The following is a 15,689-nucleotide window of genomic DNA, read 5'->3' as shown; positions in this document are numbered from 1 at the left end:
AGCCCTTCCTACACCGCGAGCATGCCGGTGCGCAGGCGGGCGAGGGTCCGGGAGAGGATGCGGGAGACCTGCATCTGGGAGACACCGAGTTCGGCGCCGATCTCCGCCTGGGTCTTCTCCTGGCCGAAACGCATCTGCAGGATGAGCCGGTCGCGTTCGTCCAGCTGCTCCAGCAGGGGTGCCAGGGTGTGGAACTCCTCGAAGAGCTCCATGCCCGGGTCCACGGTGCCGTGGCGCTCCGCCAGCGGCCGGGAGGACCGGGCCGCCGCGGACGGCGCGTCGCCGTCGGAGGTGGTGGCGTCGAGGGAACTGCTCGTGTAGCCGTTCGCGGCCACCAGCCCGTCTATGACCTCCTCCTCGGTCAGCTCCAGGTGCTGGGCGACCTCCTTGACGGTCGGCGCCCTGCCAAGGACGTCGCTCAGCGACTCCTGCGCCTTGGCGAGCTCCGTTCGCAGCTCCTGCAGGCGGCGCGGTACGTGCACGGCCCAGGTGGTGTCGCGGAAGTAGCGCTTGATCTCACCCGTGATGTACGGGAGGGCGAGAGTGGAGAACTCGACCTCGCGCTCGGTGTCGTAACGGTCGATGGCCTTGATGAGGCCGATCGTTCCCACCTGGATGATGTCGTCCATGTCGAGACCGCCGCCGAGCACGCGGGCACGGAAGCGCCGCGCGGCGAACTGGACGAGAGAGAGGTTCATCTCGATCAGCGTGTTGCGGGTGTACTGGTACTCGCGCGTCCCCTCTTCCAGGGTGCGCAGTCTCACGAAGAAGTGCCGCGAGAGCTCCCGTGCGTCGCCGGGCGCTATCTCCCGGGCGTTCTCCACATGGAACAGGTCCTCGCTCTGCGTTTGTGCTTCCCCGGACTCCCGGTCACACGAACGTACTCCAGCGTCTGTTGCACGAATGGGGCGTACAACGGTGGCCGAGTCATGCATGGTGGCCGCTCCCTCCCGATCGACTGACGGCTGCCGGGGCGCTTCTGCCCCGCATCAAAGGGTCTACACACTTCGACGCAGGAGTTTTTCCCCGGGGCGCGTGAAGGACCCCGGGGGCAAGGGTGCCAGACCCGCGGCGGCGGTGCCGGCGCGACGACCAGGCATACTCCCTTGGAAGCACGTACGACTGGCGATCCGGGGAGGCGGACATGACCGGAGCAGGGGACGGATACCGGCAGGGTGTGGTCGGGGACGGCTACCAGACTGGGGCCGGATGGGTGGTGGTGGCCCGAGGAGAGCTCGACCAGGACACGCTGGTTCCTTTGGAGGAGGCCCTCACCGCGGCCGCGGGCCTGCACCCGCTGGTGGTGCTGGACGTGGGTTCCGTCACTTTCGGCGACTCCTCCTTCCTGAACCTGCTCCTGCGGCTGCACCACCTCACCACCTTGCGCGTCGCCGCCCCGGGCGAGCAGTTGCGGCGGCTCTTCGCGGTGACCGGGGCCGATACGGTCCTGTCCCTGCACGCGAGCGTCGAGGACGCCGCCGGGGGATGAACCCGCACGGGTGACCTGCCGCGGAGCCGCTCAGGCGCCGTCGGGGCCCTCGACGTGCGGGCCCTCGCGGTCCGGGGCCTTGCGGTCCGGGCCCTTGCGGTCCGGGCCCTTGCGGTCCGGGCCCTTGCGGTCCGGGCCCTTGCGGTCCGGGCCCTGCGTGTGAGCGTCCTCGGTGTCCGGGGCCTGCGCGTGCGGGTCCGGTCCGCCGGCGGGCCGGAAGCACGCGGTGATCGCCTTGCCGCCGTGGCTCGCGTGAACGTCCAGCGAATCGGCCAGTGCGTTGACGATCCCCAGCCCGCGGCCCGACGTGGCCGCCGCGTCGGCTTCGAGCTCCCGGGGCCTGGGCAGCCGTGGATCGCCGTCCGCGACGCTCACGTGCAGACAGCGGCCGTCCCAGGTCAGCACCAGGTGCGCGGTGGCGACCGCGTGCAGGTGCGCGTTGGTGACGAGTTCGGAGACGCAGACCAGCACGGAGTACGCGGTGTCGGCCACCGAACCGCTCCACGGCAGCGACTCCAGATGCTCCGCGGTCCATTCCCGAGCCGCCCGGACGCCCTCCGAGACGGGAAACGAACGTGCCCAGCCCACTGCCTTGACCGCCATCGCCTTCACCCCGATTCCTCCCTTGTGTGCGAGTGTCACCGGTTCGTCTACCCGCAACCCGTCCGGGCACCCCGGATTCTCCCAAAACTCCTTGCGGCAGGGCGCGTTCGGGACGGGCCCGGTCGTGCCTGTGCCCATCTCCCCTTTCCGCAGCCAGGATGCGCCGTCCCCGGTGTGATCGACCGTGCCTTATGGTCCCTTCGGCGGCGCTAGCCTTCTCCGGACCGGTGTTGCGGCGAAGCCGGATCCCCGTGGAGCAGGGCGCACCGCTGCGCCCTGACACCAGGGGTCCTTTTGTCCCGTAGGTCGGAGTGTCGGTTACGAGTGTGAGGTTGGGGCGGATGGCCGAGCGGGCGGGCACGGGGTCGGCGGACGGGTTCTCCGCGTCCCCGGGTGAGGGTGAGATCGGCGAGGCGGAGCTGCGCAGGCTGCTGGCCGGGCTGACCGCCGTACGCGACGGGGACTTCCGCACCCGGCTGCCCGATGCGGCGGACGGGCTGCTCGGGGAGATCGCCACCGTCTTCAACGGGATGGTCAACCAGCTGTCCCTGTTCACCTCCGAGGTGACGCGGGTCGCGCGCGAAGTGGGCACCGAAGGAACGCTGGGCGGCCAGGCCGACGTACCGGGAGTCGGCGGCGCCTGGCTGGACCTCACGGATTCGGTCAACTTCATGGCGGGAAACCTGACCGCCCAGGTGCGCTCCATCGCCCAGGTCGCGACCGCCGTGGCCAAGGGCGACCTCTCGCAGAAGATCAACGTCACCGCACGGGGGGAGATCCTGGAGCTGAAGGAGACCATCAACACGATGGTCGACCAGCTCTCCGGATTCGCCGGAGAGGTGACCCGGGTGGCCCGCGAGGTGGGCACGGAGGGCCGGCTCGGAGGCCAGGCGGACGTGCAGGGGGTCTCCGGTACGTGGAAGGACCTGACGGAGTCGGTCAACGTCATGGCCGACAACCTGACCGCCCAGGTGCGCTCCATCGCCGAGGTCACCACCGCCGTGGCCCAGGGCGATCTGACCCAGAAGATCCGGGTGGACGCGCGGGGGGAGATCCTGGAGCTGAAGGAGACCATCAACACGATGGTCGACCAGCTCTCCGCGTTCGCCGACGAGGTCACCCGCGTGGCCCGCGAGGTCGGCACCGAGGGCAATCTCGGCGGCCAGGCCACGGTCCGGGGGGTCTCCGGCACCTGGAAGGACCTCACGGACAACGTCAACGTCATGGCGTCCAACCTGACCGGCCAGGTGCGCTCGATCGCCCAGGTGGCCACCGCCGTCGCCCGGGGCGACCTCTCGCAGAAGATCATGGTGGAGGCCAAGGGCGAGGTCGCCGCGCTGGCCGGTGTCATCAACACGATGGTCGACACACTGTCCGCCTTCGCCGACGAGGTGACCCGGGTGGCCCGCGAGGTGGGCACGGAGGGCCGGCTCGGCGGCCAGGCACAGGTCCCCAATGTGGCGGGCACCTGGAAGGACCTCACCGACAACGTCAACTCCATGGCCAACAACCTCACCGGCCAGGTCCGCAACATCGCCCTCGTCACGACGGCCGTCGCCAACGGCGACCTGTCCAAGAAGATCGACGTGGACGCCCGTGGGGAGATCCTGGAGCTGAAGACCACCATCAACACGATGGTCGACCAGCTCTCCGCCTTCGCCGCCGAGGTCACCCGCGTCGCCCGTGAGGTGGGCAGCGAGGGCCGCCTGGGCGGCCAGGCCGAGGTCGAGGGTGTCTCCGGCACCTGGAAGCGCCTGACGGAGAACGTCAACGAGCTGGCCGGCAACCTGACCCGTCAGGTCCGGGCCATCGCCGAAGTCGCCAGTGCGGTCGCCGAGGGCGACCTGACCCGCTCGATCACGGTCGACGCCTCCGGAGAGGTCGCCGAACTCAAGGACAACATCAACTCCATGGTCGGCTCGCTCCGCGAGAGCACCCGGGCCAACCAGGAGCAGGACTGGCTCAAGTCGAACCTGGCCCGCATCTCCGGCCTGATGCAGGGCCACCGCGACCTCGCGGCCGTCGCCGAGCTCGTCATGGACGAACTGACCCCGCTCGTCGCCGCCCAGTACGGAGCCTTCTACCTCGCGGAGGACCGCCCCCGCGGCACCGTGCTCACCCTCGTGGGCTCCTACGGGCGTTCCGCCGCGGAGGAAGGCGCCGCCTTCGCCCTCGGCGAGTCCCTCGTCGGCCAGGCTGCCCGAAGCCGCCGGATCATCGCCACCGACCAGGTCCCCGGCGGCTACGTGATCTCCTCCGGGCTCGGCCACACCACCCCGGGCAGCCTGATCATCCTGCCGATCGTGGTGGACGACCAGGTCCTCGGCGTGATCGAGCTGGCCTCCTTCACCACCTTCAACCCGGTGCACCGCGACTTCCTGGCCCAGCTGATGGAGGCGATCGGCGCCAACGTCAACACGATCGTCGCCAACGCCCGCACCGACGAACTCCTCGGCGAGTCCCAGCGGCTGACCGGGGAGCTCCAGGCCCGCTCCGAGGAACTCCAGGTCCAGCAGGAGGAACTCCAGCGCTCCAACGCGGAGCTCGAGGAGAAGGCCGCCCTCCTCGCCAGCCAGAACAGCGACATCGAGGCCAAGAACCTGGAGATCGAGCAGGCCCGGCAGGAGCTGGAGACCCGCGCGCAACAGCTGTCGCTGGCCTCCACCTACAAGTCCGAGTTCCTGGCCAACATGAGCCACGAGCTGCGCACGCCGCTCAACAGCCTGCTGATCCTGGCCCAGCTGCTCGCCCAGAACCCCGCTCGCAACCTCACCCCCAAGCAGGTCGAGTACGCCGGCATCATCCACTCGGCCGGTTCGGACCTGCTCCAGCTGATCAACGACATCCTCGACCTGTCGAAGGTCGAGGCCGGGAAGATGGACGTCAACCCCGAGCGGGTGCACCTGCCCCAGCTCCTGGAGTACGTCGATGCCACCTTCCGGCCGATGACCACGCAGAAGAGCCTCGAGTTCACCGTCACCACGGCCCCCGGAGCCCCCGACGACCTGCTCACCGACGATTCGCGGCTGCGCCAGATCCTGCGCAACCTGCTGTCGAACGCCGTCAAGTTCACCGAGCGCGGCGGCGTCGAACTCCGCATCGAACCGGCCACGGCCCCCGAGGTCCCCACCGGGCTCTCCCGGCGCGGTCCGATGCTGGCCTTCCGGGTGCGCGACACGGGCATCGGCATCCCCGAACAGCAGCTGGAGTCCGTCTTCGGGGCTTTCCAGCAGGCCGACGGCACCACCAGCCGCAAGTACGGCGGCACCGGCCTCGGGCTCTCCATCAGCCGCGAGATCGCCCAGCTCCTCGGCGGGGCCGTCACTGCGGAGAGCACCCCCGGCCAGGGCAGCACCTTCACTCTGTACCTGCCGGTCAGCCGCGCGGACTACGAGGACGCTTCCTATGCCGGTGCCTCCCTGGCGCTCCCGCCCGGGGCCTCCTCGAGGGCGGCGGAGCTGCGCCGTGCGGGCAAGCCCGTACTCCCGGAGCAGCGCCGGACCCGCCGCCTGCTGGTGATCGAGGAACGGACGAACGGCCTGCTCTCCCTCGTGGCCGAGAGCGCCGAACGGGACTTCGCCCCCGACCACCGGACGGCGGGGGACCGGGACGGCATTCACGTGGTCAACGTCACGAGCTCGCGGGAGGCGGCCGCAGCCCTGGCGGCGCACTCCTTCCACTGCGTCGTCCTGGAACTGGGCATGCCCGACGGCGAAGCACTCCGCTTCCTCGACGCGCTCGACGGGGACCCGGCCCTCGCCTCGCTCCCCGTCCTCGCCCACAACAACCCGCGGGTGCGGAGCGGCCAGGAGGAGGCGCTGCGCCGGCGGTCCGCGTCCCGTCACGTGGAACTGCTCTCCAGCCTGGACGAGCTGCGCGAACGCATCGCGCTCCACCTGTCCGCCGAGCAGCCGGGGGACGTGCTGCCCCTCGTGCAGGGGGACACGCGACGCCGGGACGCCGATCACGTACTCGACGGGGACCTGGCGGGGCGCACCGTGCTCGTCGTGGACGACGACGCACGCAACCTCTTCGCCCTCAGCGGGGTCCTGGAACTGCACGGCATGCGCGTGCTCCACGCCGAGGACGGCCGCAAGGGCATCGACGCCCTCGTCCGCAACGCCGGTGTCGACCTCATCCTGATGGACGTGATGATGCCCGAACTGGACGGTTACGCCGCCACCGCCGAGATCCGGCGGATGCCGCAGTACGTGGGCCTGCCCATCATCGCGGTCACGGCCAAGGCGATGCCCGGGGACCGGGAGAAGAGCCTCGCCGCGGGCGCCAGCGACTACGTGACCAAGCCGGTGGACGCCGACGACCTCATCGCCCGCGTCCGGCGCTGGCTCACGCGATGACCGCGGACACGCACCGGCACGGCGACGCCCGCCCGCCGGGGACGCCGGCCGGCGGCCAGGCCGCGGGCACGGTCCCGCACGTCCCGCACCAGGCCCCGACGCCGCTGGGCCGCCTCGTGGCCACCGTGGAACGGCTGCGCCTGGAGGTGCTGGAGGCACAAGCGACCGCCGACGGGCGGGCCTTGACCGAACTGGCCAAGGGCATCCTGATCGGGCAACTGCACTGCACGCCGGCCGCGGCAGCACGCCAGCTCGACGTGCTGTCCCGCGAGAGCGGCATGTCCCCCCTCGAGCTCGCCGCCGACATCGTCAACCAGGCCTCCCGCGACCACGTCAGCGAGATCGCCGCCGAGTTCGTCGAACGCACGGGCACGGACGGCGGCGACCCGGCCGATCCGCATTCCACGCTGTCGGTGCGGCTGCGCACCGCGGAGAGCGGCGTACTCGCCGTGTCCGCCGACACCCAGGCGGTCGCCGAGTCCCTCCTGACGAACGCCCTGGGCCCCCTGGGAGCGGTCGCCGTGGCCGTATGGACCGCGGTGCCCGACGGATCGCTGGCCCTCGCCGGCCACGCGGGCTTCCCGCCCAGAGAGGCCGCCCGCTGGCGTCACGTACCCCCGGGCGTCTCCACCGTCGCCCGGCTCGCGCTGGGGGAGCGCCGGCTGGTCACCCTCACCGCCCTCGACCGGGAAGGGCTGCCCTCCATCGGCCGCACCGAGTGGCCCGAGGGCGGGCGGATGGCGGTGCCGACGGGGACGGGCGGACGGATCCAGGGCGTCCTGGAGATCTGCTGGCCGCGGCCGCTGGCGCCGCAGTCACCCCAGATCGAGCGGCAGGTGGAGGCCCTCGCCGAACTGTGCGCCCGCACCATGGAGGCCTCGCCCCCGCACGACCCCACGGCCGCCGACACGGTCCTCCCGGACGTCGCCGAGCTCATCGACCTCGCCGAGGGACTCCAGGACCCGGCCGTCGTCCTCACCCCGATCCTCGACTCCGAGGGCAGGCTCGCCGACTTCCGGATCCGGCACACCGGCAGCCGGTTCGTCGACCCGGTGGGACGGCCGCGCGGCGACGTCAACGGCGCCCTGCTGCTCGAGGCCTACCCCATGGCCGCCGCCGAGAACGGACTGTTCGACATCATCGAGCGGGTCCACGCGACGGGCGAGCCCTTCAACGCCGAACGCATGAGCCTGACCGCGCTCGTCGATCAGGTCCGGCTCACCTCGGTCGCGAACATCAGCGTCAGCCGGCACGGTTCCGCCGTCCTGCTGATCTGGCGCGTCCAGGACGAGACGGCGCGGCTGGCCAACCTCCTCCAGCACGCCCAGCGCCTGGGCCGGATCGGAGGTTTCGAGGAGAACCTCGTCACCGGGGAGACCACCTGGAACGCACAGCTCTACGCGCTCCACGGACTCCCGCCCACCGCGTCCCCGGTCCCGCTGAGGGAACTGCCCGCCTACGCGCACCCCGACGACTCCGCCGCCCTCGGCCGCTTCCTGCGGGCGCTGCTCCGCCACCGCCGCCCCGCCTCCGTCAACCTGCGCCTCCAAAGACCCGACGGAATCACCCGCCACATCCGGGTCGTCGCCGAGCCCGTCCTCGACGCGGACCAGCGGCTGCACGCCGTCCGCGGCGCCTACCAGGACATCTCCGCCCAGCACTGGACCGAGGTGGCCCTGGCCGCGACCAGGGATCAACTCGCCCACAGCGAGGCCGAGTCCGCCGAACGCAACCGGCTGGCCCTCCAGCTCCAGCACGCCATCATGCCCCCCACACCACCTGCCATCGAGGCCCCGGGCCTGCGGGTCGCCGTCCGCTACCGGCCGGCGGAGATCGAGGCGCTCGTCGGGGGCGACTGGTACGACACCGTGGTCCTGCCCTCCGGGCTGATCATGCTGTCGGTGGGCGACGTCGCCGGGCACGGCATCGAGGCGGCCACCGGCATGGTCGTACTGCGCAACGCCCTGCGCGGTCTCGCCGTCACGGGCGCGGGCCCCGCCCAGCTGCTGTCCTGGCTCAACACGGTCACCCACCACCTGGCCAAGCACGTGACGGCCACCGCCGTCTGCGGCCTCTTCGACCCGCGCACGAGGGTGATGCGCTGGGCCCGCGCGGGCCACCTGCCGCCCGTACTCGTCCGCGGTGGCGAGGCCGAGGCCTTCCCGCTCATCGAGGGGCTGCTCCTGGGCGCCCTGCCCGAAGTCACCTACGTCGAGCGGGAGGTGCAGCTTGAACCGGACGACACACTGCTGATGTACACGGACGGGCTGGTGGAACGCCGGGACTCCTCGGTCCAGGAATCGCTCGGCCACCTGGTGCACGCGGCGGCCGCCGCTTCCGGGGACCTGGACGGGCAACTGGACCGCCTCCTCGCCGAGAGCCGTTCCGACACCGACGACGACACGTGCGTGATCGGCATCAGGGTCGGCTGACGGCCCCGGCGGGGTGCCCGCAGGCGAGGACGCGGCCCCCGTCACCCGCGCACGGGAGCTCGCCTGCGAGCGCGGCCCGCCCCACCGAGGAAGCACACGTGAACCACGTGAACGATCGGACCGAGTCCTTCGAGATCCTTCCCGGCGCCGGCGCGTCGCCGGTGATCCTGCACGTCCCGCACTCCTCCCGCGTCATACCCGAGTCCGTCCGCCGTGCGATCCCGTGGGACGACCAGGCGCTCGAACGGGAACTCGACCACATCACCGACTCCCACACCGCCGCCATCGCCGAGGCGGCCGCGGCCGGCTCCGCCGTCACGCCGTGGCGGTTCGTCAACGGGCTGTCGAGGCTGGTCGTCGACCCCGAGCGGTTCCCCGACGAGCGCGAGGAGATGCTGGCCGTGGGCATGGGAGCGGTGTACACGCACTCCACCCACCGGGAGCGGCTGCGTCCCGAGGGCTTCGACGCCCGGCCTTTGATCGACCGCTACTTCCACCCGTACGCGGAGGCGATGACGCGGGCCGTGGCGGACCGGCTGGAGGCCGTCGGACGAGCCGTGGTCATCGACGTGCACTCGTACCCGGCTCGGCCCCTCCCGTACGAACTGCACGGCTCCGGCCACCGGCCGCCGATCTGCCTGGGCACGGACCCCTTCCACACCCCGCCCGCCCTCCTCGCCGCCGCCGAGAAGGCGTTCTCGGGCTTCGGCGGCACCGGGCTCGACAGCCCCTTCGCCGGTACGTACGTGCCGCTGAGGTACTACGGCAAGGACGAGCGGATCGGCGCGCTGATGGTCGAGATCCGCCGGGACACGTACATGGCGGAGCCGGGCGGCCCCGCCGGCCCCGGCCTCGTCGTACTGGCCGCGGCCCTGACGGAACTCGTGGACGCCCTGCTCACATAGGGCCCGCACACCGGGGTGGGCGCCGGGATCGCATTGCGGTGCCGTGGGCGGAGCGCAGGCCCCGCCGGGTGGCGGATCGCGGGGCACCGAGGCGTGTCGGTACTGGTCGAGGCCCCGGCCGTCCGGCACGGTGGGCGCGTTCGGTGGCCGTCCGCCGCGGCGGCCCCAGAAGCGCGAAGGGGTGCGTATGACGGAGAACGCCGATTCCCGGACCAGCCGCCGCACGCTCCTGCTGGCCGCCGGATCGGCCGGGGCCGCCGCGCTGGCGGCGGCCTGCTCAGGCCCGGCCGGCACCCGGGGGGCGGCAGGCCGGCCCCCGGCCCCCGCCGACCCGGCCCCGACCGGATCGACCACCCCGGCGTGCGTGCTGACCGCGGAGTCCGGTGCGGGCCCCTACTACCTCGACCTGGACCGGGTCCGGTCCGACATCACGGAAGGCCGGGACGGCGTGCCCTTCCGGCTGGACCTGACCGTGCTACGGGCATCGGAAGGCTGCCACCCCGTCGCGGGCGCCGCGGTCGACGTCTGGCACGCGGACGTCTCCGGCACCTACTCCAGCGGTACGGACGCCTTCCTGCGCGGCACCCAGCTGACGGACGCCGCGGGGCGGGTCACGTTCCGCACGATCGTGCCGGGCTGGTACCGGGGCCTGGCGCCCCACATCCACTTCAAGGTGCGGCCCGACCGCCGCACCGAGACGACCTCGCAGTTCTTCTTCCCCGAAGAGCTGCTGGTGCGGGTGTACAAGCTCCAGCCCTATGCCCGCCGCCCGGCGCCGGAGCGCCCCAACACCCGGGACAGCCGCTACCGGGAATCCGGCGCCGCGACGACCCTGGCCCCGGTACCCGACGGCGCCGGCTACCGGGCCTCGTACACCGTCGGCGTCGCCTGAGCCGGCAGGCCCCACCGCTCGGCCCCCTCCCGACACGACGGAGTCCCGCCACTACCAACGCTAACGGCAAGCGGTTAGCGATTTGCGCGCATCCCGTTAACGTGATTCTGTTATCAGTGGAAACAGCGGTGGCCGGTCATGCGGCCGCCCGCCGCCGCCAACCCCCACCTGGAGAAAACATGATCACAATCACCGCTCCCACGGGCCGGATCGGCCACCAGGTCCTCGACGCGCTCCTCGACGACGGCCGACCCGTCCGGGTGATCGCCCGGGACCCCTCCCGACTGACCCCGCGGGCGCGTGAGCGCGCCGAGGTCGTGCAGGGCTCCCACAGCGACCCGGAGGTACTCGCCAAGGCGTTCGAGGGCGCCGAGAGCGTTCTGTGGCTCGTCCCCCCGAACCCCCAGGCCGAGAACATCCAGGACCTCTACCTCGACTTCACCCGTCCGGCCTGCGACGCCATCAAGGCCCAGGGAGTCAAGCGCGTCGTCGGCATCACCAGCCTGGGCCGCGCCTACGGCAAGCACGCCGGGCTGCTCTCGCCGGCCTTCGCGATGGACGAGCTGATCGAGGGCACCGGAGTGGCCTACCGGTCCCTGGCCATGCCCTACTTCATGGAGAACTTCCTCTACCAGCTCGAATTGATCAAGACGCAGGGCCTGTTCGTCACGCCGAACGCCGTCGACCGCCCGCTCGCCGTCGTCGCCACCCGCGACATCGCCGCGACCGCGGCGGCCCTGTTGCTCGACGCCTCCTGGAGCGGACAGGGCACCGTCCGGGTGATCGGCCCCGACAGCCTGTCCCCCAAGGCCATGGCCCAGGTGATGTCCGAGGTCCTGGACCGGCCGATCGCCGTCTGGCAGAGCGACCTCTACACCTACGAGACGACGATGACGGGCTACGGCATGAGCGCCGCCTGGGCGAAGGGCCTGGTCGACATGGCCGCCGCTCAGAACGACGGTATCTACGACGCCGAGCAGGCCGCCCTGACCTCGCCGGCCGCCACCGGTTTCCGCCAGTGGTGCGAGGAGGTGCTCAAGCCCGCCGTTCTGGCCTGAGCGTCCTGCGCCTGCTCCTGCACCCACACCTATGTCGCGACGGAAAGTCACCACTCAATAGCAAAGAGTGAGGATTCGGGTGTGCGGGAACTCCTGGTGGGCACATCACCGTCATGCTCTCGGACACGCTCGAACGACTGCGGCACCTCGCCCGCCCGCGCCGCACCCCCGTCTTCACCGCCGACTTCGCCTCTCCCACCCAGTGGATCGCCGGCCGCTCGTGGGCGTATCCCGACGGCGGGCCGGTCAACCCGGGCGACAACAAGCTCGACCACCTCGTCGCCGACCCGGCCTACAGCCGCGGCGGCGTCTTCCGGGCGACACGGCGCCCCGACGACTACTGGGACAGCGGGCTCCTCACCACCGAGGGCAGCGTCGAGGGATTCGAGGTACGCACCGGCGACGTGCTGGAGGCCCGGGTGAAACTGCCGGTCCAGCAGGGCGCCTGGCCCGCGATCTGGACCTGGCGCGACGGCGGCCAGGAGATCGACGTCTTCGAGTACCACCCCGACAACCCGGACCTCCTGGAACTGTCCAACCACGTCCGTGAAGCGCACCGCTACCACCGTGACCCGGCGGTCCGGCCCGGAGGACGGGTCGACCTGAAGGTCGAGTTCGGGAAGAGTTCGGTCGTCTGGTGGATCAACGGCGCCCGGGTCTTCAGCGATGGCCGGGGTGTGGGCCGCGGCTGGTCCGCCTACCTCATCGTCAACCTCTCGGTCTGCGCGGGCAGGTACCACCCGGCGCCGGAGCCCGCGGTCACGGAACTGTCCTACGAGGTCGAGCAGCTGCGGGTGTACCGGACACGCGGGGCGCGGCTGCGGATCGGCGGCCCGCGGGACGCGGTCGACTAGGCCACGGGTTCTCCGGGGTGCGCGGGCCCGCGCCCGTAAGCCGGTGGCAGGATCGCGCCCTGGACGGTGCCGCCGGGGTGCGTTAGCTTCCGGCGCCATGAGACCTCTGGGAATTGGCATGTTCGCGGCCGCTCTGCTGCTGGGGCTGGTAGCCGCCCCGGCGCAGGCCGCAGGGGAGCCGGGAGACCTCCGGGGTGCGCGCTGGGCGCTGAAGGAGACCGGGAAGGACGCCCGCTTCCGGGGGCTGGCGGCGGTCAGCCGGTCCACGGCCTGGGTGGCCGGCTCGAAGGGGACCGTGCTGCGCACCTCGGACGGCGGTCGGAGCTGGCGGGACGTCTCGCCGCCGGGGGCCGTCGCGGAGGGGCTGGAGCTGCGGGACATCGAAGCCTTCGACGGGCGGCGCGCCGTGGCCCTGTCCATCGGCGAGGGCGAGGCCTCCAGGGTGCTGCGCACCGAGGACGGCGGCGCTACGTGGACCGAGGCCTTCCGAAACCCCGACCCGGGGGCCTTCTACGACTGCCTCACCTTCTTCGACTCCCGCCACGGACTCGCGATGAGCGACCCGGTGGACGGGAAGTTCCGCATCCTGTCCACGGGCGACGGCGGTCGGAGCTGGCGGGTGCTCCCGAATGCCGGGATGCCGGACGCGCTGCCGGGTGAGGCGGGCTTCGCGGCCAGTGGACAGTGCCTGGTGGCAGCCGGGCCGCGCGACGTCTGGCTGGCCACGGGCGGGGGCGCTCTCGCGCGGGTGCTGCACTCCGCGGACCGCGGCCTGACCTGGCAGGTGGCCGACTCCACCCTCCCGGCGGGCGACCCGGCCCGCGGGGTCTTCGCCCTCGCCTTCAAGGACCGTACGAGGGGCCTCGCCGTCGGCGGCGACTACCGCACCGGGCAGGCCTCCCCACAGGCCGCGGCGGTGTCCTCCAATGCGGGACGCACCTGGCGCCAGGCCTCGGCCCCGCCGCCGGCCTACCGGTCGGGCGCGGCCTGGTTCCCCTACCGCGCCGGCACGGCCCTGGCGGTGGGCCCGACGGGCACGGACGTGACCGGGGACGGCGGCCGCACCTGGCGGGCGCTGGACTCGGGGTCGTTCGACACGGTCAGCTGCACGGCCGACGGCGGCTGCTGGGCGGCGGGGGAGAAGGGACGGGTCGGGCGGCTGGAAGGGGCGGGACGGGGCTGACCGGCAGCGTCACGCGTAGCTGACCGAGACACGCTGGAAGCCCAAGGAACTGAGCAGGCCCTCCAGCATCGTGGTGGTGTTCTTCTCGGTGCGTTCGACGAGGCCGCTGTCGCGTGCCGCATCCGAGATGTGCTGAACGGCCAAGCGCTGTACGGCCTGTTCACCGGCGGGATTGTCGGTGAACAGGTCACCCAGCCGGTCCAGCAGCCCCCGCTGCTTGGACACGGCGTACGAGCGGTCCAGGTCGAGCGCCGCGGTCCCGAGGACGGCATGCGGCAGGCGGAGCGAGACCTCGGTCCGCTCCTCGTTCACGGTGACGGCCTGCTCGCCGAGCCCGCCGAGGTCCACGTAGCCGCTCACGGAGCCCGCTCCGACATAGAGGGTCCTGGTGCCCCGGACGGAGTCGGGCAGGTAGGCCGCGTCCTTCTCCAGGTCCACCACGACCTGGAAGTTTCCTGCGGCGCCCTCGTAACGGTGCATGTCCTGGATGGACTTGAGCAGGACCGGCCCCGAACGGTCCACGGTGTCCTGGCGGAACAGATCGCCGAATCCGGGCAGCAGGCTGAAACGGCCCGCCAGCAGCAGGGCCACTGCCAGCACAGCCAGCACGGCCAGCGCGCCGACGACCCGTCCCGACCGCGGCAGCCGCCGCGGCTCTCTCGGCGGCGCGGGTTTCCGCTCCGCATCGCGCACTGAGTTGTCCATACCTTGCGGATGCCCGCCCCACGCCGCCCCATTCGTCAAATCCCTCTGGAGGCAAGTCCGTTGAGAGGCCGCCGGGGCGCGTGGGTTACCAAGCGCGGCCCGGTGCGTCCGGGGCGTGGGCGGAGCGGCCGGAGGTGAAGGACATGCGGTTCCAGGTGTGGCGGCGTCCACGGATGGCCACCGAGTAGGCGTACATGACCTCGGGGTCGCACATACCGGGAATGTAGGAGTCGCCGAAGTGGTGCGCGTCGAAACCGGCTTCCTTCGCGTTCAGGGCGAGTTGCGGCACCACGTTCGCGTGCGAGCCCTCCTGGCTGGTGCCGATGGCGCCCATGACGATCGCGCCCGCGTCCTGGACCGCCGCCACGGCGGTCGCGGCCAGCTCGCGGGTCACGCCCGGCAGGGTGCCCGGCAGCGGGGCGACGACCCCGTCCGCCCCGGCGTCGACGAGGGCGGTCAGCCGCGCCGGGGTGACGCGCTCGGGGCAGCCCGCGTGGTGCATCTTGCCCGACCACAGGGCCGCGTTGTCACCGAGCCCCTTGCGCAGCTCCTCGGTGACCCGCGCCATGCCGTCGTAGGTGCCGCCCGTGCCGGGATTGGCGGTGATGCACAGCAGCGCGGCGCCCATGTCGATGAGACGGCGGGCATGCTCGGACGTGGCCCGGCGGATCTCCGGGACGTCACCGGGCTCCAGGTTCACGCCCACGGGACGACCGATCAGGCGGGCGAGATCGGTGAAGGACGTGAAGGTCCCCAGGCCCGGCATGACGAGCCGCTCCCCGTCCCAGGCCCGCTCGATGAGGTTGAGGATCACGATGTCGGCGCCGAAGGCGGCCACCAGCTCGGCATTGTGCACGCCCCGCCCGTCCGGGTGCGGGGAGAGCGCGGCACGCTCGGCGAAGACCTCGGCCACCATGGTCCGCCCCTCGGCGGCGGCCACCGCCCGGGTCAGATCACGGCCGTGCAGGGCGGCGAGCGCGTCGCGGTCGAGGTCGAGGATTCGCTGAGTGGTCATGACTACGACCCTAGCCACGGGCGCCCCGGCCCCGGCCCGCCGTTGGACCCCCGGAGGGGAGTCTTTGGGCCCTGGCCCGGTTCCGCGCAGCCGTCCGGGCGGCCCCCGCTCGTCCGGCCCGGCGCTCCGGCGTCGGTCGGTCCGCGAGGGCGGCGGGATCGCGGACCGACCGAGGACGCCGAGGCACCTCTCCGC

At 72.0% G+C, this 15,689-nt stretch carries 12 protein-coding genes; 8 read left to right on the top strand and 4 right to left on the bottom strand.

All coding sequences use genetic code 11. The features are described from left to right. Positions 1–8 precede the first annotated feature (8 nt). Positions 9–935, bottom strand: a complete 927-nt coding sequence (locus tag OTB20_RS28680) for a SigB/SigF/SigG family RNA polymerase sigma factor (RefSeq protein WP_267821827.1) — start codon at positions 933–935, stop codon at positions 9–11. A gap of 209 nt (positions 936–1,144) precedes the next feature. On the opposite strand from OTB20_RS28680, the gene OTB20_RS28675 reads away from it, so the two are divergent. Beyond that, complete coding sequence (locus OTB20_RS28675) at positions 1,145–1,489, top strand: STAS domain-containing protein (RefSeq protein ID WP_267821825.1); 345 nt, start codon at positions 1,145–1,147, stop codon at positions 1,487–1,489. 30 nt (positions 1,490–1,519) lie between these two features. Here the strand turns inward: OTB20_RS28675 and OTB20_RS28670 are convergent, their stop codons facing one another. Then, complete coding sequence (locus OTB20_RS28670) at positions 1,520–2,092, bottom strand: ATP-binding protein (protein WP_324290427.1); 573 nt, start codon at positions 2,090–2,092, stop codon at positions 1,520–1,522. A gap of 341 nt (positions 2,093–2,433) precedes the next feature. On the opposite strand from OTB20_RS28670, the gene OTB20_RS28665 reads away from it, so the two are divergent. From OTB20_RS28665 to OTB20_RS28635, 7 genes are all read left to right on the top strand, one after another. Then, positions 2,434–6,450 (top strand): HAMP domain-containing protein, encoded by a 4,017-nt coding sequence (locus OTB20_RS28665; RefSeq protein ID WP_267821823.1) that lies wholly within the window; start codon positions 2,434–2,436, stop codon positions 6,448–6,450. Continuing rightward, entirely contained in the window at positions 6,447–8,882 is a 2,436-nt protein-coding gene (locus OTB20_RS28660) for a SpoIIE family protein phosphatase (RefSeq protein ID WP_267821822.1), read from the top strand. Before OTB20_RS28665 ends, OTB20_RS28660 begins: the two co-directional genes overlap by 4 nt. Before the next feature lie 98 nt (positions 8,883–8,980). Next, the gene (locus tag OTB20_RS28655) at positions 8,981–9,787 is read left to right on the top strand and encodes an N-formylglutamate amidohydrolase (protein ID WP_420716508.1); all 807 of its coding nucleotides are present in this window, start codon (positions 8,981–8,983) and stop codon (positions 9,785–9,787) included. 187 nt (positions 9,788–9,974) lie between these two features. Beyond that, entirely contained in the window at positions 9,975–10,679 is a 705-nt protein-coding gene (locus OTB20_RS28650; RefSeq protein WP_267821820.1) for an intradiol ring-cleavage dioxygenase, read from the top strand. Positions 10,680–10,858: 179 nt separating this feature from the next. Then, on the top strand, positions 10,859–11,737 hold the full coding sequence (locus OTB20_RS28645) for an NAD(P)H-binding protein (RefSeq protein WP_267821818.1): 879 nt from the start codon (positions 10,859–10,861) through the stop codon (positions 11,735–11,737). A gap of 113 nt (positions 11,738–11,850) precedes the next feature. Continuing rightward, the gene (locus tag OTB20_RS28640; RefSeq protein ID WP_267821816.1) at positions 11,851–12,591 is read left to right on the top strand and encodes a family 16 glycosylhydrolase; all 741 of its coding nucleotides are present in this window, start codon (positions 11,851–11,853) and stop codon (positions 12,589–12,591) included. A 118-nt stretch (positions 12,592–12,709) separates the two neighbouring features. Beyond that, a complete protein-coding gene (locus OTB20_RS28635) occupies positions 12,710–13,774 on the top strand; it encodes a WD40/YVTN/BNR-like repeat-containing protein (protein ID WP_267821814.1) in 1,065 nt (354 codons plus the stop codon). Positions 13,775–13,783: 9 nt separating this feature from the next. On the opposite strand, the gene OTB20_RS28630 is transcribed toward OTB20_RS28635, so the two are convergent. Further along, complete coding sequence (locus OTB20_RS28630; protein ID WP_267821813.1) at positions 13,784–14,479, bottom strand: DUF4230 domain-containing protein; 696 nt, start codon at positions 14,477–14,479, stop codon at positions 13,784–13,786. 85 nt (positions 14,480–14,564) lie between these two features. Next, positions 14,565–15,494, bottom strand: coding sequence for a hypothetical protein (locus OTB20_RS28625; RefSeq protein ID WP_267821812.1), 930 nt, complete (start codon positions 15,492–15,494; stop codon positions 14,565–14,567). Between the last annotated feature and the right edge of the window lie 195 nt (positions 15,495–15,689).

Origin of the sequence: Streptomyces sp. H27-H1 (assembly GCF_026627445.1) — a bacterium.
Classification (GTDB): Bacteria; Actinomycetota; Actinomycetes; order Streptomycetales; family Streptomycetaceae; genus Streptomyces.
This window is presented reverse-complemented; position numbering and strand designations above follow the sequence as displayed.